This is a genomic window from Gordonia sp. PDNC005, assembly GCF_016919385.1.
GTDB lineage: Bacteria > Actinomycetota > Actinomycetes > Mycobacteriales > Mycobacteriaceae > Gordonia.
This window is the reverse complement of sequence record NZ_CP070351.1, coordinates 3849875-3867889: the sequence shown is the minus strand read 5'-3', so window position 1 is coordinate 3867889 and position 18015 is coordinate 3849875. Positions and strand designations below refer to the sequence as shown.

General features: G+C 64.1%; 18 protein-coding genes and 1 tRNA gene. 10 read left to right on the top strand and 9 right to left on the bottom strand.

The genetic code is table 11. The annotated features are described in order from the left end of the window. Positions 1 to 132: 132 nt before the first annotated feature. From JVX90_RS18645 to JVX90_RS18625, 5 genes are all read right to left on the bottom strand, one after another. Positions 133 to 642, bottom strand: a complete 510-nt coding sequence (locus tag JVX90_RS18645) for a hypothetical protein (RefSeq protein ID WP_205330143.1) — start codon at positions 640 to 642, stop codon at positions 133 to 135. A 25-nt stretch (positions 643 to 667) separates the two neighbouring features. Beyond that, positions 668 to 1126, bottom strand: a complete 459-nt coding sequence (locus tag JVX90_RS18640; protein ID WP_205330142.1) for a hypothetical protein — start codon at positions 1124 to 1126, stop codon at positions 668 to 670. After that, entirely contained in the window at positions 1123 to 2943 is a 1821-nt protein-coding gene (locus tag JVX90_RS18635; RefSeq protein WP_205330141.1) for a hypothetical protein, read from the bottom strand. Before JVX90_RS18635 ends, JVX90_RS18640 begins: the two co-directional genes overlap by 4 nt. Before the next feature lie 463 nt (positions 2944 to 3406). Beyond that, positions 3407 to 3685, bottom strand: coding sequence for a hypothetical protein (locus tag JVX90_RS18630; protein ID WP_205330140.1), 279 nt, complete (start codon positions 3683 to 3685; stop codon positions 3407 to 3409). Positions 3686 to 3768: 83 nt separating this feature from the next. Beyond that, positions 3769 to 4386 (bottom strand): MspA family porin, encoded by a 618-nt coding sequence (locus JVX90_RS18625; protein WP_205330139.1) that lies wholly within the window; start codon positions 4384 to 4386, stop codon positions 3769 to 3771. A 239-nt stretch (positions 4387 to 4625) separates the two neighbouring features. Between JVX90_RS18625 and JVX90_RS18620 the strand changes: the two genes are divergently transcribed. Next, a complete protein-coding gene (locus tag JVX90_RS18620; RefSeq protein WP_275889932.1) occupies positions 4626 to 4859 on the top strand; it encodes a helix-turn-helix transcriptional regulator in 234 nt (77 codons plus the stop codon). 209 nt (positions 4860 to 5068) lie between these two features. Here the strand turns inward: JVX90_RS18620 and JVX90_RS18615 are convergent. Continuing rightward, a tRNA-Leu gene (locus tag JVX90_RS18615) sits at positions 5069 to 5151 on the bottom strand. A gap of 259 nt (positions 5152 to 5410) precedes the next feature. Here JVX90_RS18615 and JVX90_RS18610 point away from each other — a divergent pair. The 7 genes from JVX90_RS18610 (at position 5411) to pknB (ending at position 14945) form a co-directional block, all read left to right on the top strand. Continuing rightward, positions 5411 to 6787, top strand: coding sequence for an FhaA domain-containing protein (locus JVX90_RS18610; RefSeq protein WP_205330138.1), 1377 nt, complete (start codon positions 5411 to 5413; stop codon positions 6785 to 6787). Between the two features lie 112 nt (positions 6788 to 6899). Then, positions 6900 to 7364, top strand: coding sequence for an FHA domain-containing protein (locus JVX90_RS18605; RefSeq protein ID WP_205330137.1), 465 nt, complete (start codon positions 6900 to 6902; stop codon positions 7362 to 7364). After that, positions 7361 to 8794, top strand: coding sequence for a protein phosphatase 2C domain-containing protein (locus JVX90_RS18600; protein ID WP_205330136.1), 1434 nt, complete (start codon positions 7361 to 7363; stop codon positions 8792 to 8794). The genes JVX90_RS18605 and JVX90_RS18600 overlap by 4 nt, the downstream gene beginning before the upstream one ends. Then, positions 8791 to 10215, top strand: a complete 1425-nt coding sequence (locus JVX90_RS18595) for an FtsW/RodA/SpoVE family cell cycle protein (RefSeq protein WP_205330135.1) — start codon at positions 8791 to 8793, stop codon at positions 10213 to 10215. Before JVX90_RS18600 ends, JVX90_RS18595 begins: the two co-directional genes overlap by 4 nt. Beyond that, complete coding sequence (locus JVX90_RS18590) at positions 10212 to 11714, top strand: penicillin-binding protein 2 (RefSeq protein ID WP_205330134.1); 1503 nt, start codon at positions 10212 to 10214, stop codon at positions 11712 to 11714. The genes JVX90_RS18595 and JVX90_RS18590 overlap by 4 nt, the downstream gene beginning before the upstream one ends. Beyond that, a complete protein-coding gene (locus JVX90_RS18585; protein WP_205330133.1) occupies positions 11711 to 13021 on the top strand; it encodes a serine/threonine-protein kinase in 1311 nt (436 codons plus the stop codon). Before JVX90_RS18590 ends, JVX90_RS18585 begins: the two co-directional genes overlap by 4 nt. 4 nt (positions 13022 to 13025) lie before the next feature. Continuing rightward, positions 13026 to 14945, top strand: a complete 1920-nt coding sequence (gene pknB / locus JVX90_RS18580; protein ID WP_275889931.1) for a Stk1 family PASTA domain-containing Ser/Thr kinase — start codon at positions 13026 to 13028, stop codon at positions 14943 to 14945. A gap of 72 nt (positions 14946 to 15017) precedes the next feature. Here the strand turns inward: pknB and JVX90_RS18575 are convergent, their stop codons facing one another. Further along, positions 15018 to 15662, bottom strand: coding sequence for an aminodeoxychorismate/anthranilate synthase component II (locus JVX90_RS18575; RefSeq protein WP_205330132.1), 645 nt, complete (start codon positions 15660 to 15662; stop codon positions 15018 to 15020). A gap of 56 nt (positions 15663 to 15718) precedes the next feature. Between JVX90_RS18575 and crgA the strand changes: the two genes are divergently transcribed. Together crgA and JVX90_RS18565 are read left to right on the top strand one after the other, a co-directional pair. Further along, complete coding sequence (crgA, locus tag JVX90_RS18570) at positions 15719 to 16009, top strand: cell division protein CrgA (protein ID WP_205330131.1); 291 nt, start codon at positions 15719 to 15721, stop codon at positions 16007 to 16009. An 88-nt stretch (positions 16010 to 16097) separates the two neighbouring features. Next, complete coding sequence (locus JVX90_RS18565) at positions 16098 to 16538, top strand: PH domain-containing protein (protein WP_205330130.1); 441 nt, start codon at positions 16098 to 16100, stop codon at positions 16536 to 16538. Positions 16539 to 16575: 37 nt separating this feature from the next. On the opposite strand, the gene JVX90_RS18560 is transcribed toward JVX90_RS18565, so the two are convergent. Then, complete coding sequence (locus JVX90_RS18560) at positions 16576 to 17280, bottom strand: rhomboid family intramembrane serine protease (RefSeq protein WP_336819722.1); 705 nt, start codon at positions 17278 to 17280, stop codon at positions 16576 to 16578. Positions 17281 to 17431: 151 nt separating this feature from the next. Then, positions 17432 to 17953 carry a peptidylprolyl isomerase gene (locus tag JVX90_RS18555; RefSeq protein ID WP_205330128.1) on the bottom strand — a complete coding sequence of 174 codons (522 nt, stop codon included), beginning with the start codon at positions 17951 to 17953 and terminating at the stop codon, positions 17432 to 17434. Positions 17954 to 18015: the final 62 nt, after the last annotated feature.

Sequence of the window (18015 nt, the reverse complement as noted above, 5' to 3'; positions counted from 1 at the left end):
GGATCTGTTCGGGCGTCGAGATCGGTGCGCGCAAGAGCGTCTCACAACGAGATTCGTACCGTTTCCTGCCAGAGCAACGCACCACGAGTCCAACCGAATGCGTCACGACGTAGCTGGAGAATCAGCAGACGATTACCGAGACCTCCGAACCATCTTCTTCGATTCGCGACGGACCTGCGGGTCGTTTGCCGCGATCTCTGCGTCTGCCCATAGGCTGTCATCTCGGCGTAGGCCGAACGCCAATGCCAATGCCAATGTGCACACGCCGCGTTCACCGAGGGAATCAAGATCCTTGATCGAACCGTGACCTCCATTTCGGATATACATGCAGATGAACTTTTCGTACACATCTGGAGACATGTCCGTATCTAGCGCATGAATCTTGGGCATGAGCGCATTTACCACCAGACGAGCCAACACCTCTGGAGAATATCCGCTCGCGTCCGAATAGGAGTTTGCCGCGTGCAGAATTCTCAACAATCGAATATTCAGAACTGCATGAACTCCGCGCGCCATCGCCGTCGGGGTAGTGAGACACTCAACGAAGGTATCTAGCGATTCTCTCGGGCTATCACCCCTATCAATACGAGCCCATACGCCCGAGAACTGCTCCTGAATTCCCTGTGAATCGATTGCGCCCACAAACAGGTCCTGGACGGGTCGGAATTTACCAAACATTCTTCGCCTTGCGCAGAGTATCGACCGTACTAGTCCATTCACGCTCGTCCCACACATCGACTCCTAACACGAATAGCGCACATCCAAGCAGGGCCACGCCTCGGTACTCCTGATCTTCATCTTCATTTTCGAACCTTGTGGGGACGGTCGAATTCTTGTTGAAGAATAGCTCCATACGGTAGTCGAACTCTTCCCGATCCCATCCGAGAAAGTCACACACGCCAGGGTACATAGCCTCTCGATAGACCGCGAGGTTCACGTATGGCGCCGAGTCGTCGTCAATTAGCAGTGAGAAATTTAGCTTGACAACTACCTGCATAGCGATCAGATTTGTTTCCCAACTTGGTCGCGACACAAGTGATTCCAGGTACCGCGGGGTCATGGAAGAAATACTGGTAGCTGACTGGCATACCCGTTTCAAGACCTCAAGATCATCGTCGTTGATCATCGACCGCCTCCTAACAATCTCTTTATTGCTGTCCACGCTATGCCGATAACAAGGGCAAACGCAAGCAGTATGTCGCCGGATTGCACATCAGGTGACGGAGAAGGCGAGGGCCTCATCATGCTCGCGCCTGGGGGAGGCTGTACGGGGGTCGTTTCCCCTTGACGGTTCACTCCCTGTATAACCCGACCAATCTGATCCGTTGCCTTCTTCAGTGAACTGGACCCGCGCGACAGAACCTCCGATGTCGACGTTCCATACTCCGGCCGGACCTCGCGTATCTCCTTGTTGCGCTCAGATGCCCCCGGACGCCGCGGAGCACGAGGAGCACGCGGGACATTGCTAGGCGCCTTGGGCACCGCTCCATCGTTTCCGCGCCGCATCATTGTTAGCAATAGCCGAGCACCGCGCACCAAGAAGCCACCTGGCAACGCCAACGAGAGCGCGGTCTTTCCCAACAGCCCATCGTCGACAACCGTGCCAGGATCGAGCTCACGCTCAACAATCAACACGCCGTTTCGGTCAAACTTCCGAATTATGACAGGTATATCGTCACCCTGTACTCGTTCAATGTAAGAACCGTCAGGAAACTCCTGCTCGGTCGTGATCGTTATCTCTTTACCGTCGATAACCGCAGTACGAGTGGGATCGCCCTGACTATTAGTTCTCAGCACCCACCAATGACCCGCGTCGTCGACAATCGCTGTATCGCCCGACGCTGTGTGCCCAGTGCCGTCGGCAAGCACGTACACAAGCTCGTCTTCAATTGCGTGATCGGTGCCCTTAACCGGAATCTCCACGAGGTCCCCATCGGAGTTCCTCGTAAACAGGTAGTAGAAGTGAGACCCTTCAGAACCAGACCCTTCGTAGATTCGGCCCTCGATTCGTTCCCCGTCCTGGACCGTTTTGAGCCAGTCGAAGTACGTCAGAGTTTGCCCCGACGCGAGCTGGTCTTGGGGTCCGCCTCTGTTAGCACTGTCGCTGGAGTCAAAGTTTCGGTCCGGCGCAAGCATGAGATTACCCAGAGCAGAATCGCCAGAATCGGTTGGTCCAGTACTAGGGGCCTGTTCGGTCGGTGGTGGATAAGTAAGTGGATTGTACGGATTATACTGCGGCTGCTGAGCATTCCCTGCATCAGGAGAACCCGACCGATCGGGAGCGAGCATGAGATTACCCAAAGCAGAATCGCCAGTATCGGTCGTACCCACGTTAGGAGCTTGTTCTGTTGGCCCAGTACTAGGGGCCTGTTCAGCTGGCGGCGGATAAGTAAGAGGATTGTACGGATTATACTGCGGCTGCTGAGCATTCCCCGCATCAGGAGAACCCGAGCGATCAGGCGCGAGCATGAGATTACCCAAAGCAGAGTCAGTAGGATCAGCCAGGATAGGAAATATCGCATTGTCGGCTGGCTCGACGTGCTGAACCAAGTCACCATTCTCGGCAACGGTGTACCACGTCTTCTGAGGTCGTCCTGCGGCGTCGAAGGCCCACGGCCGCGCGACCTGACGGATCGCGTTCCCGTCCTTGTCGTACACCGTCGCCGACCCGTCCGGGTTGACCTTGGTGTAGCCACCCTCGGGGACGTTCATGGCAAACCGATACGTCGTCGGCGAGGACTCATCGTGGATTAGCACCATCCGCGAGGGCCCCACAGTTGCTCGTGTCGATCCGCCGCGGCGTAGCAGCGATCTGGCCCGTGGATTGGCGACGGCGACCGCGGCAGCGCCGGCGATCAACCACACCGGCAACGGCACGTACCCGCGGCCATCATCAGACGGCTGCAATGCTTGATTCTGATCAGACCACTCGTCGCCGGTCACCGTCACGGGCGCAGGTGCGGTCGTCCGACCAGGGGGAGGGTCCGCCGGGCGACTCCCGGCCGGCGGTTCGCCGACGTCGATGTGTCCTGGTGCGGGGGTAGCAGGTATCTGTCCCCTCGGTCGGCCAGGCACCTGAGTCGGGCCGCCCACGATCGGTGTCCCATCACCCTGGCCCGGACCAGGACCGGCATCACCACCAAGAACCGGGCCACCGCCGTCCACACCAGGAGCACCCGGCGTCGGGGTGGTCACCCCTGGCATCGGAGGCGGAGTGTTCGTCGGCACACTGATACACGGCCAACTCGGGCCGTACTGCGCCCTCAACTGCGCACACAACGCATCGGCGTCCGCACCACCGGCGCCCACAACACCCGCAAGCAGACCAACTCCACCGACCGCACCAACCACTGCCGCTAGTCGGATGCCCCACCCTCGTCGGATCTCCCCCCAATTCCCCATGAGTTCAGTCGTCCTTACCTGATCGAAGAGCCGAGACGATTGCATCGATGCCTGCCCAGAACCACCGGCCACCGATAGACATCACGAGGAAGAATCCGAGGAACACCCACACTTCGCCGTGCCGTTCTCCCCACGGCCCCAGATTCGAGATATTCATCGCAGCCGTGACAAGCACACCGCATCCGAGCAAGAACAGGACCATCGTGCCCACCGGCACCGACTTACCCTCGCCCTTGGTCCCCGACCGGTCATCGCGAGCCGTGGAGTCATCATCCGCACGCACATCCCTCCTGGCCCGCGAATGATCAGCAACAGTCGTCGTATCGTCGGTCAACGTCATGTCGATCCTCTCGTGAAGTCCCACAGCTACAGCAGATGCGGTGAGCCGTACATGGTGAACGTGTTGTCGTTAGCAGCGGTAGCCATCGACACACGCACATAGGCACGGACCGCAGGACGAGCCCCCACACACCCGGAGATCTCCACCCGCACGCCTTCGGCGCGGGTACCCGCGCGGGCCCCACGCAGTGCCTTCTGACCGAACTTCACATCGACGGTGGCACCGTTGGCAAGGGTCGTCGAGACCGTCGGCATGACCTGCACACCGACGACCAACGCCGGGGGCCAGGTGATCGATGCCTGCGCTGTCGGACCACCGGAAATTCCGACATTGACGCCATTCATCTGCCATTGGCAGGACAGTTGGTACCCCATTGTTAGGACTGCGGCATCAACCGGAACAGTGCCTTGACCAGTTATTTCAGCCTCTCCGCGTAGGTCGAGGAATGCCTCGAAGGAGCCCACACCCCGTGACAGTGGCGGGACCGACACGATCTTCTCCGCCGACTTCGTCAGCCGGACCGACCACCCGTCATCAGACCGCTTGACCACCGTCCGATCAGGAATCCGAACAGACCGATCAGCCGACGCCACACCACCGTCACCGATAGCGGCGAACGCCGCCACTGCGACGATCGCAGACATCACTCGAACCATCAACCGCACAAGCTCACACTCCAGTCCATCAAGACGAAGGAGGAGCCATACGTTCGAGCCTGACGCAGCGTCGCAACGTCAGGCGCACAGGAACGAATAAATCCCCCAAGCCGGAAACCCGACATTCATCGGAAGTTAGCACCACACGGGATTCCGCGTCAACAGTCTCGCAACATTCACGCAAACAGTCGACACGATGCCACGGAAACCACCAAGCTTCTCAACTATTGCGCCACCACACCGACCGCCGAACGGCGTTCAGCGCACGGTTGCGGACACTTCGCACTTCTGCCGGACTGACGCAGGAACGACTGGCCGAGCGAGCAGGATTCGACCGCTCCTTCTACGTCGAAATCGAGCACGGAAAGCACTCCCTGCTGCTCGATCGCGTGTTTGACCTCGCCGAAACTCTGGATGTTGAGATCGTCGAGCTCTTTCGTTTCCAGAGCTCAGCTGAGTAGGTCTCCAGTCCTCAACTGAATCCCGCGTGCTCGACACCGCGGACTCCCATTGGAATTCGCTCACATACCGGGCTTCGGGACTAGCGCTCGCAGGTCCCGCCGAAGCGAATACATGCCGAGCGCACATCGGCGGCAGCAACAAAAAGAGAGGTCAGGTTGCATTTCCGCAACCTGACCTCTCTTTTGATCACAACCTGAACCGCTCGTTGTGCGCGAAGGGGGACTTGAACCCCCACGTCCCGAAGGACACTGGCACCTGAAGCCAGCGCGTCTGCCATTCCGCCACTCGCGCGCGGCGTCGATCATTCGACGTATGTCCTTTCGGACGTAAAAAACGATAGCACGCAGCGGCAGGACGACGAAAATCGCCCAACGGGACCACAATTGACCTGCGCAGACAACGCCGAACCGAGCGAGGGAACGCGGGCCACAGGTGTGACACCAGATACGGGTGGTGCACACGGGCAGCGTCGAGCTTGACCTGTCGGTAACATCGAGAGGCACGGTATGCACGCCGACACGCCACAGAGCATCGAAGGGAGTCCGGACGAGTGAAGTTTCTCGACCGATTCGAGCGCAAGCTCGAGTCCGCCGTAGACGGTGGATTCGCCCGCGTCTTCGGCGGCTCCGTGGCGCCCCAGGAGATCGAGCAGCGCCTTCAGCGGGAAGCCGAAGGCACTCTCGAGCACCTGGGCGACGGCGCCTCCCTGGTGGCGAACAGCTACATCGTCTCGCTGAGTTCATCCGACCTGGAGCACGTCTCCACGGAGTACGAATTGAACCGGAAGATCTTCTCCCGCCATTTGGAGGACTTCATCCGTGACAATGGGTGGCAGACTTATGGTCCTGTAGTCGTAGAGTTCGATCAGATACCGTCACTGCACACCGGACAGTTCCATACCAACGGCGTCGTCAACCCCGACGCCACACCACGCCCGGTTCCCGCGTCCGCCGCGGCCCCGGGACCAGAAAGTCACCGAGGAGCCCAAGCCATGACCAATCCCCCCGGAAACGATCAGGGCGGCCAGTACCCCGGCTACCCGCAGCAGGGCGGACAGTACCCGCAGTACGACTACGACCAGCAGCAAGGCTATGGCCAGCAGCAGCCGCAGTACGACGCACCGCAGCAGCAGGGCGGATACGACCAGCAGCAGTACGCGGCTCCCGCCGACCAGGGCTACGCACAGCAGCAGGGTTACGACCAGCAGCAGTACGCAGCTCCCGCCGACCAGGGATACGGACAGCAGCAGCCACAGGCGTACGACTACGGTCAGCAGCAGGGCGGCTACGACCAGCAGGGCTACGCCGCTCCCGCCGACCAGACCTACGGACAGCAGCAGGGTTACGACCAGCAGCAGTACGCGGCACCGGCAGATCAGGGATACGCACAGCCGCAGGCCTACGACCAGGGATACGCCGCGCCGGCCGACCAGGGCTACGGCCAGCAGCCTCAGGCATACGCCGATCAGGGCGGCTACGACCAGGGTTACGCAGCTCCCGCACAGGGCGGTTACGACCAGCAGGGATACGCGGCACCGGCACAGGGTGGCTACGACCAGCAGTACGGCGCTCCGCAGGGGTACGAGCAGCAGGGCTACGCCGATCAGGGATACGCAGCACCGCAGGGCGGCGGCTACGCCCCGGCGGGCATCACCCTCGTCCTCGAAGACGGCAGCAACCGCACCTTCTCGCTGCGTCAGGGCTCGAACGTCCTCGGTCGCGGCCAGGACGCTCAGTTCCGTCTCCCCGACACCGGCGTCTCGCGCCGCCACGCCGAGATCCGCTGGGACGGACAGGTCGCCATGCTCACCGATCTCAACTCGACCAACGGCACCACGGTCAACGACCTGCAGGTCAGCAGCTGGGAACTCGCCAACGGCGACCGTATCCGACTCGGCCACTCCGACATCACGGTCCGCTTCCAGTAGCGCAGACCGCATAAGATGCTGTCGGGGGAACTTCGCGTCCCCCGACAGTTGTTTGCATCCCGGCGTCCGCCGGATGGGGAGAGTTGTACTTCGTGAGGGAGGTGACGCGCAGGTGCAGGGCATTCTGTTGCAGGTGACCCGGTTCGGGTTTCTCGTCCTGCTGTGGCTGTTCGTGTACGCGATCATTCGCGCGATGCGTAACGACCTCTCAGCGGCATCCAGCGGGCGACTGCCGCTCGGCGGGGGACGTGCCGACCGCAAGTCGCGCACCAGTCGCTCTCGCGGCACGGCCAAATACCTCGTCGTCACGGCCGGCGCTCTCGCGAACACCCGCATCACCCTCGGCTCACAGCCCGTTCTGATCGGCCGCGCCGACGACTCGACCCTCGTCCTCACCGACGACTACGCATCCGAACGTCACGCCCGCATCTCCCCTCGCGGCGACGATTGGTACGTCGAAGACCTCGGGTCCACCAACGGCACCTATCTCGACCGTTCCAAAGTGACGACCGCCGTCCGAGCCCCGATCAACACCCCGATCCGGGTCGGCAAGACCGTGATTGAGCTACGCCCGTGACCCTCGTCCTGCGCTATATCGCGCGAAGCGACCGCGGCCTCGTCCGGTCGAACAACGAAGACTCCGTGTATGCAGGTGCGCGCCTCCTCGCGCTCGCCGACGGAATGGGCGGACACGCCGCAGGCGAAGTCGCCAGCCAATTGGTCATCCAAGCGCTCCGCACACTGGACGACGACGAACCGGGTGGCGACCTGCTGTCGGCCCTCGATCGCGCCACTCACGCCGGCAACGCCGCAATCGCACATCAGGTGGAGCAGTCCCCCGAACTCGACGGCATGGGCACCACACTGACTGCGATCCTGTTCGCAGGCAGTCGCATCGGCCTCTGCCACGTCGGCGACTCGCGCGGGTACCTCTACCGCGACGGTGTCCTCACCCAGATCACCCGTGACGACACGTTTGTGCAGTCCCTCGTCGACGAAGGACGGATCACCCCGGAACAGGCGCACTCGCACCCGCAGCGGTCGTTGATCATGCGCGCCTTGACCGGACAAGAGGTGGAGCCGACGCTCATCATGCGCGAAGCCCGCGCGGGCGATCGGTACCTGCTGTGCAGCGACGGTCTCTCCGACGTCGTCTCCGAGGAGACCCTTGCCGACACTCTCGGCGGCATCGCCGATCACAAGGCGTGTGCGGACCGTCTGATCGAGCTCGCCCTCCGCAGCGGCGGGCCGGACAACGTGACCGTGGTGGTCGCCGACGTCGTCGACGACGAGTACGGCGAGTCGCGCCCCATTCTCGGCGGCGCAGCGGGTGACGACGACCAGGCAGGTTATGTCCCCGACCCGAAGACCGCTGCCGGACGTGCCGCGGCCCTGCGTCCGCCCGCCCCGGCGACACAGCGTCCCACGATCACCGCGACACCCGAGCCCGTCCACAAGCGCCGGTGGGGATGGCCACTCGTGATCGCGGGTGCACTCGTGCTCGTCGGTCTCCTGGTGACCGCGTTCTTCGTGGTCCGCTCGCAGGCACTGAACAGCACCTTCGTCACCGCCTCGGCCGACGGCAACGTCGAGATCCACAGCGGCACACCCGACAATCTGCTGTTCTTCAGCGTCGAGAAGCCCAATCAGGTGGTCTGCATCGACAGTCCGACCGTCGACCAGCCGTCGGTCACCTTCCTCCCGGAGGGCACCGCGTGCACACCCATGCGCGTCTCCGACCTCAATCAGGCCAGTCGCGCAGCGGTCGAGTCGAACAGCATCAAGAACCTGTCGCTCGAGGCCGCTCAGGACCGCGTCCGCGACGAGCTGACCTTCACCGAGTTGTGCCCCGAGCCGGTCACGCCGAAGCCGGAGGAGACACCAAAGCCCGGCGAGACGCCGCGTCCGGGTGATCCGACGAAGTCCGAGAGCCCGAAGCCGACCACGGCGACCCCTGCTCCGACCAGCACACCCGACGACACCCAGAACTGTCGAGCGCGCGGATGACAGCGGCCCCCACCGGACACGCGCCCCCGACGTCACCGCCGTCGAGCGCAGGACGCACCACCGAACTTGTGCTCCTGGGCTTCGTCGTCGTGATCATCGGTGCCGCACTGGTGATCGTCGAACTCGCCCAGGGCATGCCGTTGACCATCGAAGTCGCCAAGTTCCTGGCGGCGTTCACGGCCTTGTGCGCGATTCTGCATCTTGTGGTCCGACGGTTCGCGCCGTACGCCGACCCGATTCTGCTGCCGACGGTCGCCGCCCTCAACGGGCTCGGCCTGGTGATGATCCACCGTCTCGACCTCGGCTCGGCTCGCGCCGACGAGCTGCTTAAGGAGACTGAACGGACGCACAACGCCGACCAGCAGTTGGTGTGGGCGTTCATCGGGGTCGTCGTCTTCGCGTTGACGCTGATCGTGATCCGCGATCACCGGACTCTGTCGCGCTACGCGTACACCCTCGGTCTCGGCGGCATCGTCTTCCTTGCGATCCCGGCGATCCTGCCCGCCTCGATGGCCGAGGTCAACGGCTCGCGGAACTGGATCATCCTGCCCGGATTCAGCATCCAGCCCGGCGAGTTCTCGAAGATCCTCATCATCATCTTCAGCGCCGCGTTCCTCGTGTCTCGACGCGACCTGTTCACCACCGCGGGCAAGCAGTTCGCAGGCATCGACTTCCCGCGACTGCGCGACCTCGGTCCCCTGCTCGCCGCATGGGTCATCGCAATCGGCGTCCTCGCGGTCGAGAACGACCTCGGCACCCCGTTGCTGATCTTCGCGACCGTCCTCGTGCTGCTGTACGTCGCGACGTCCCGGGTCAGTTGGCTGATGCTCGGCGTCACCCTGTTTGCACTCGGAGCGACCGTCGCCTACCAATTGTTCGAGCACCTCCGGGTGCGCGTCTCCATCTGGCAGGACCCGTTCGCCCAGTACGACACCTTCGGGTACCAGATCGCGCAGAGCCTCTTCGGCTTCGCCACCGGCGGCCTGTTCGGCACCGGTCTCGGGTCCGGTCGCCCCAACATCGTGCCGTTCGCGAACACCGACTTCATCCTCACCTCGTTCGGCGAAGAACTCGGCCTCGTCGGCCTCGCCGGCCTGATGATGCTCTACATGATCCTGACGATCCGCGGATTCCGATCCGCGATCGCCGTCCGTGACAGCTTCGGCAAGCTCCTCGCCGCAGGCCTGGCGTTCACGATCATCTTCCAGGTGTTCGTCGTGTTCGGCGGCGTGTCCAAGCTGATCCCGCTGACCGGTCTGACAACACCGTTCCTCGCGTACGGCGGATCGTCGCTGCTCGCCAACTATCTCCTGCTCGCGCTGCTGATCCGCATCTCCAACGCGGCTCGCGAACCCGACGCGCCGAAGGCCAAGCCCGCACCCGTTGACGCGATGGCCACGCAGGTGGTGAAGCGCGCATGAACCGCCCCATCCGGAACGTCGCCATCGCCGCCATCGTCATGGTGGTCGCACTCCTGGCCAACGCCACGTGGATTCAGGTGTTCCGCGCAGACGATCTCCGCAACGACACCCGCAACTCGCGCGTGCTGCTCGACGAGTACTCGCGTCAGCGCGGTCTGATCGTCGCATCCGACGGCACCGTCATCGCCGAGAGCATTCCGACCGACAGCCGGTTCAAGTACTTGCGGAAGTATCCGACCAACCCGAGCGCGTTCGCTCCGGTCACCGGTTACTTCTCGTTCGTCTACCGCGCCGACCGCGGCATCGAAGCCGCCGAGGACGCCGTCCTCAACGGCAACGACGACCGACTGTTCACGCAGCGGTTCATGGACATGTTCTCTGGGCGCGACCCGCGCGGTGGCAACGTGGTCACGACGATCGACCCGAAACTGCAGCGGGTGGCATACCGCGAGCTCGCGAACGCCGAGTGCGACGGCCCGTGCCGCGGCGCCGTTGTCGCCATGGAGCCGAGCAGCGGCAAGATCCTCGCGATGGCGTCCACACCCAGTTACGACCCGAACACGATCGCCACGCAAGACTTCGCGAAGGCCGAAGGAGCATGGAAGGAACTGACCGCCGACGAGTCCCATTCACCGCTGGTCAACCGTGCGATCGGCTCGCTGTACCCACCCGGCTCCACCTTCAAGGTGGTCTCCACGGCGACCGCGCTGACCAACGGCCTCGGTCCCGGCACACGCCTCACGGCCGACGCCCGGTGGAAACTCCCGGACAGCGACGCCACCCTCTCGAACGACAGCGGATCCACGTGCCCCGGCTCGTCGAACGGGACGGTCACCCTCACGCAGGCGTTCGAGTACTCCTGCAACACCGCGTTCGCACAGCTCCTGTCCGAGAAGATGCCCGGAGACAAGGTCGACGAGTTCACGTCTACCGCGAAGGACTTCGGCGTGGGTGACGACCCGGCGAACATCCCGCTGTCCGTCGTGAAGTCGTCCGTCGGCGACATCGGCTCCGACCTCGCCGCCCTCGGCCAGTCCGCGATCGGGCAGCGCGACGTGCGGCTCACGGTCCTGCAGAATGCCGTCATCGCCGCGACAATCGCCAACGGCGGTGTCCGAATGCAGCCGTACATGGTCGACAAACTGCAGACAGCAGACCTCCGGACCATCGCGACCACGTCGCCGACCACCGTCAACCGTCCGCTCAGTGCGGCGGAGGCCACCACGATCACGGACATGATGATCAAGTCCGAACAGAACACCCGCGGCGCCCAGTCGGGCATCGCGTCGAAGACCGGCACAGCCGAGCACTCCGACGTCGCGCAGGGCGGTGAAACGCCGTACGCCTGGTACATCGCGTTCTCGCCCAGCTCGAACAGCCGGATCGCCATCGCAGTGATGGTCGAGAACGGCGCTCAGGGTCAGAACGCATACGGCGGCGTTGTTGCCGCCCCGATTGGACGCGCAGTGATGAACGCATACACCGGAGGTGCTCGATGAGCCTGCAGAACGGCACCATCATCGCCGAACGCTATCGGCTGGTCCGACTGATCGCCACGGGCGGCATGGGCCAGGTGTGGGAAGCTCTCGACACCCGTCTCGGACGTCGCGTCGCTGTGAAGGTCCTCAAGGCCGAGTACTCGAACGACTCCGAGTTCCTCGGACGTTTCCGAACCGAGGCTCAGACGACGGCGCGCCTCAACGATCCCGGCATCGCGAACGTCTTCGACTACGGCGAGACCCCCGACCGCAACGGTGGCGACCCGCTCGCATACCTGGTCATGGAGTTGGTCGACGGCGAGCCGCTGAACTCGGTGATCAGCCGGATGGGGCAACTCGCGCTGACGCACACCCTCGACATGCTCGAGCAGACCGGCCGCGCGCTGCAGGCAGCGCACACCGCGGGCCTCGTGCACCGTGACGTGAAACCCGGCAACATCCTGATCACACCCACCGGTCAGGTCAAGATCACCGACTTCGGCATCGCCAAGGCCGTCGACGCCGCACCCGTCACCCAGACGGGCATGGTGATGGGCACCGCCCAGTACATCTCGCCCGAACAGGCGATGGGCGGCGAGGCCACCGCGGCGTCGGACGTCTACTCGCTCGGTGTGGTCGGCTATGAGGCGCTCACCGGCCGGCGCCCGTTCCTCGGCGACGGCGCCATCACGGTCGCGATGAAGCACATCCAGGATCCGCCGCCGCCGTTGCCGTCGACCGTGCCGGCGCCGATCCGCGAGCTCATCGACATCACACTGTCCAAGGACGCTCAGCAGCGCTACGCCACCGGCGGCGAGTTCGCCGACGCCGTGGCAGCAGTCCGCGCCGGGCACCGTCCGCCGCGTCCGCGTACCGCAGGCGGCGTGGCGCCAGTACCCGCGCCTGTCCCGTCGTCGACGCGCGCCATGACATCGGCGGCTCCCGCTCCGCGGCCGGCCACCGGACCCTCGACAGCGGCCGCACCCGCCGTCGACGACGGGTGGAGCACCACCCACAAGGTGCTCACCGCAGTCGCCGCGCTGTTGCTCCTGGCTGCGATCGCACTGATCGCGTTCTGGATCACCAACAGCCCGACTGAACCGTCGGCTCCGACGACAACTCCGACCGTCACCGAAACCCAGACGCAGGCCCCTGAGGAGACGACCTCGGAGGAGACCACGTCGTCGAGCACCGAGGAGACGTCGAGCGAAGAGGAGACGCCTTCCTCGACGACCGACGAGACCACGACCGACGAGTCGACCAGCCCCAAGACCTCGTCGAACAACGGCGAGATCACCATCCTCCCCGGCGTTACGATTAGGCCGTGATGCTGTGAGCGACCTGGATCCGCACTACCTCTCCGAGCGATACGAGCTCGGCGAGACGCTGGGCTTCGGCGGGATGTCCGAAGTCCAGTACGCTCGCGACCTGTTGCTGCACCGCGACGTCGCGATCAAGGTGCTGCGTGCCGACCTGGCGCGTGATCCGTCGTTCTACCTGCGGTTCCGCCGTGAAGCCCAGAATGCCGCCAAGCTGACGCATCCGTCGATCGTGCAGGTCTTCGACACCGGTGAGGCCGAGACCCCCGAAGGTCCGATCCCGTTCATCGTCATGGAGTACGTCGACGGCGACACCCTCCGCGACATCCTCCGCGCATCCGACGACGGTGTCATCGCGCCCAAGCAGGCGATGACGTGGATGGCCGACGTCGCGGCCGCCATGGACTTCTCGCACCGCATGGCGATCGTCCACCGGGACATGAAGCCCGCCAACGTGATGATCGACCGGGCCGGTGCCGTGAAGGTGATGGACTTCGGCATCGCCAGGGCGATGGACGACACGTCGGCGACCATGACCCAGACGTCCGCCGTGATGGGCACCGCGCAGTACCTCTCGCCGGAGCAGGCACGCGGCATCAAGGTCGATCCGCGCAGTGACATCTACTCGATGGGCTGTGTGCTCTTCGAACTCACCACCGGCGAGCCCCCGTTCACCGGTGACTCACCGATCGCCGTCGCTCACCAGCACGTCCACGAGGATCCACGCAGGCCGTCCGCCGTACGTCCGGGTCTGTCGCCGGAACTCGACTCGATCGTCATGCAGGCGATGAGCAAGAACCCGGCGAACCGATACCAGACGGCAGCCGACTTCCGCTCCGACCTCATCAAGGTGCTCGCAGGCGGCAAGCCGTCCGCGCCCATGCTGCTCACCGACCAGGAGCAGACCGACTTCATCAACGCGCCCCGGCTCGCATCCACCGACGACGAGTCGACGCCGCGACGCAACGGTCACCGCCTCTCCGAAGTGATCGAGGACGAGCCGACCCCGATCTACCGGCGTAGGCGCCTCCAGGTGGCGGTGGCACTCATCGCCATCCTCGCGCTGGTCGGCGGCCTCATCGCGTGGGCGCCCTGGACTCCTGACCAACCGTCGATCGCCGTGCCCAAGGTCGCAGGCCTGTCCGCCGACGCGGCGAAAGCGAACCTAGAACAAGCGGGCTTCGACGTAAGGGAGCAGAAGGAGGCGAGTTCGGACATCGCCGAAGGCCTTGCCACCCGAACGGTTCCCGGCAACGACGTCCCCACGCCCAAGGGCTCGGAGGTCATGCTGTACGTGTCGTCCGGTCCGCAACGGAATCCCGTTCCGGATCTGCGCGGCAAGACCCTCGAAGACGCCCGGAACACGCTGAAAGTCCAAGGGTTCGAGGATGTGAAAGTCGAGAAGATCGACTCGACCGCGGCCCTCAAGGACAAGGTGGTGCGAACCAACCCGCAGACCGGCGCCACCGTCGCGGTCACCAGCCGGGTGGTCGTCTACATCGGCACCGGACCACAAGAGGTGACGATCCCCGACCTGCGAGGTCAAACCGAGAAGCAGGCCCGGACCGCACTCACACAGATGAAGCTGGAACCGGTCTTCGTCCCCGCCGACTCCGAACTGCCCGCGGGTCAGGTCGTCAACAGCTCGCCAGGCGAGGGCACATCGGTTCGCGTCGGCAGCACCGTGCAGGTGATGATCTCGCGCGGAAACATGTTCGTCGTACCCGACCTGCGGGGCAAGACGCCCGAGGAGGCCCAGGCCGCCTTGACTCAGGCAGGCTGGGACGACACGACCCTGACGATCACCGAACGGAAGGTGCCGCTCGCCAGCCCGAACGACGGCAAAGTGATGTCCCAGCGGCCTGCGGCGAACGACACCCTGAAGAAGTCCGACTCGGTGTCCGTCGTCGTCGGCAAGGGCAGCCTGTTCTAGGCGCTTTCGACTCGCCTCGCCCGCTCGACCTCTCTGCTCACGCTGCAACGAGCAGGAGGAGACGCGGCGGAGTCAGTTGGCGAGAGCTTTGGCCATCTGCTCTTCGAGGAGGTCGACGCGGCCGGCGGGCACGTCGAAACCGCACACGGCGAGCCAGTTGGCGAGCATTCTGTGCCCACCCTGCGTCAGGACGCTCTCCGGGTGGAACTGCACTCCGTGAATCGGAAGGTCACGGTGCTTCATCGCCATCACGATGCCGGAGTCGGTGGTCCCGGTCACCTCGAGCACGTCCGGGATCGTCTCGGGCAGCACGGTGAGCGAATGGTAGCGAGTCGCCGTGAACGGATCGGGCAGCCCGGCGAGAACACCGCGGCCGTCGTGATTCACCAGCGACGTCTTTCCGTGAAGGAGCTCGGGAGCACGATCGACGGTGGCGCCGAACGCCTCACCGATCGCCTGGTGCCCGAGGCAGACCCCAAGAAGTGGAGTCCCGGCTGCGGCCGCAACGCCGACGATCGGCACCGTCGCACCGGCACGCGACGGGGTGCCCGGCCCGGGGCTCAGGAGGATTCCGTCGAAGTCCGAGACCACGGCCTCGAGGTCTGCGAGCTGCTCGTCGTCGTTGCGCCAGACGACTGCCTCGACACCGAGCTGGCCCAAGTACTGGACCAGGTTGTAGACGAAGCTGTCGTAGTTGTCGATGACGAGGATGCGCACGCCTGCAAGGTTATCGTTTTCGCTGCTGGCGGTGCAGCTGGGATACCGTAGAGGGTATGCCTAAGTCAAAGGTCCGGAAGAAGACCGACTACACCGTCAACAGCGCCAGCCGTACTCCGGTGAAGGTGAAGGCGGGTCCGTCGGGAGTTGTGTACCAGTCCGTCATGTTCGGTCTCATGCTCATCGGCCTGGTGTGGCTGCTCGTCTACTACTTGGGCGCCACGCAGGAGGCATGGGGTGCGGAAGGCAAGTTCCTCAACTGGATGGCCGAGCTCGGCCCATGGAACATGCTGATCGGTTTCGGCTTCATGGTTGTCGGTCTGTTGATGACGATGGGCTGGCGCTGAGGGCGAACACCTCACAGTGTTGTCCCCAGTGTGGAAATTACATGTGTGTAACTCATCCCCACCTGTGAACAACGCCTGTGGATAACGAATGAATACTGTGGATGACTCGACGCCGTCGGCCTCATGGTCGACGCCGCTCGCGGCCGGCATCGCCTTGATCGGCGCCGGGATCGCGTTAGCGGCGGCCGCTGCAGCGTCGTACACGGAACCGCCCGCAATGGTGTTCATCGGGGTGGCGGCAGTCGGGCTCATCGTGACCGGCGTGATCGCGCTGGTCCGCCGCCCGCGTCTGTCCTTGTTTCCGGGACCGCGGATCGTGGTCCGGACGCTCACCGGTCGCGTGTCGTTGACTGCCAGCGATGTGGTTCGCGTCGGAACCCTCGAGACCCGCCGCCTCGCCGGGCGCAGTCGTCAGCTGGTGATCGACCTACCCGACGACCGGCTCCTCGTATTCGGTCGATGGGATCTCGGCGTCGAGCCGACCGTCGTGGTCGAGGCACTCACCGACGCAGGTTTCCCGGTCGACTGAACCCTCGACTCCGTTCGACGAGCAGAGACCTCCGGCTCTAGGCGACGGCACCGAGGCTGGTGCCGATGACTACGGCGAGCACCGCGAGGGCCGCCAGTCCGTACCAGCCGATGCGGGAGACGGCCGCCTGGGTCCGGCGCTCCGGAGGCAGCAGTCGCGCCGGCAACCACACGACCGCACCGGCGGCCGCCGCTCCGAACACCAGACCGCCGAGGTGTCCGTAGAGGGAGATCCCGGGGATGGTCACCGAGATGACGATGTTGATCGCGATCACGCCGAGAACCGTCTGCACCGGGGCCTTGACGCGGAGAAGAAGTATCAGCAGCGCACCCATCAGACCGTAGATGGCGCCCGAAGCGCCTGCGGTGGCGGTGATGCCCGACTGGAACGCCATCACGGCGGCACTTCCCCCGAGCAGGCTCACCACGTAGATGGCCAGATAGCGGCCACGGCCGAGAGCTCTCTCCAGGTCCGCGCCGATGATGTACAGCGAGAACATGTTGATCGCGAGGTGCGGCACGCTCTGGTGCAAGAACCCCGAGGTCAGCAGCCGCCAGTACTGATCGTCGAGTCCGGCTCCGCTGATGAGGGCGCCTTCTCGATAGATCGAGGAGTAGGGCAGCGTTGTCCCGCCCGCCTGCAGAAGCACTGCGGCGAACACGATCACGTTGATCGCGATCAGCGTGTAGGTGACGAGCGGCTTGGCATTCGCCGACACGACTGCGGGCGTTGGCGAGGTCACCCGAGCCGATGCAGCGTCCTGCGAGACGCAGTCGACACAGTGTTGACCGACGGATGCGGGACGGAGGCATTCATGACACGCCGACCGCCCGCACCGCGTGCATGACAACGCGGTGGGGCGGTCGGTGTGTCGGTAACAGACCTGGTTCAAGTCAGGAGAGCTCAACGCTCTCGATCACCACGTCGTCGACCGGCCGGTCGGCGCGATCGGTCGGGGTGGCGGCGATGGCGTCGACAACAGCCTGCGACGCTGCATCCTTGACCTCGCCGAAGATCGTGTGGCGACGGTTCAGGTGCGGCGTGGCGCCGACCGTGATGAAGAACTGCGAGCCGTTGGTACCCGGTCCGGCGTTCGCCATCGCGAGGAGGTACGGACGATCGAACTGGAGTTCGGGGTGGAACTCGTCCTTGAACTGGTAGCCCGGGCCGCCACGACCGCTGCCCGTCGGGTCGCCGCCCTGGAGCATGAAGCCCTCGATGACGCGGTGGAACACGGCGCCGTCGTAGAACGGGCCGCTGGCCTCACCCTTGGCGTTGGTGGTCGTGTACTCCTTGGAGCCGTCGGCCAGGCCGACGAAATTCGCAACGGTGACCGGTGCGTGGTTCGGGAAGAGTTCGATGACGATGTCGCCGCGATTGGTGTGCAGGGTCGCGGTCTTGTTCTGCTCACTCACGACATCAATCAAACCATGTCCGTCTGACAATTCGATGTGATCGGGCCCCTATCAGCGGCGAC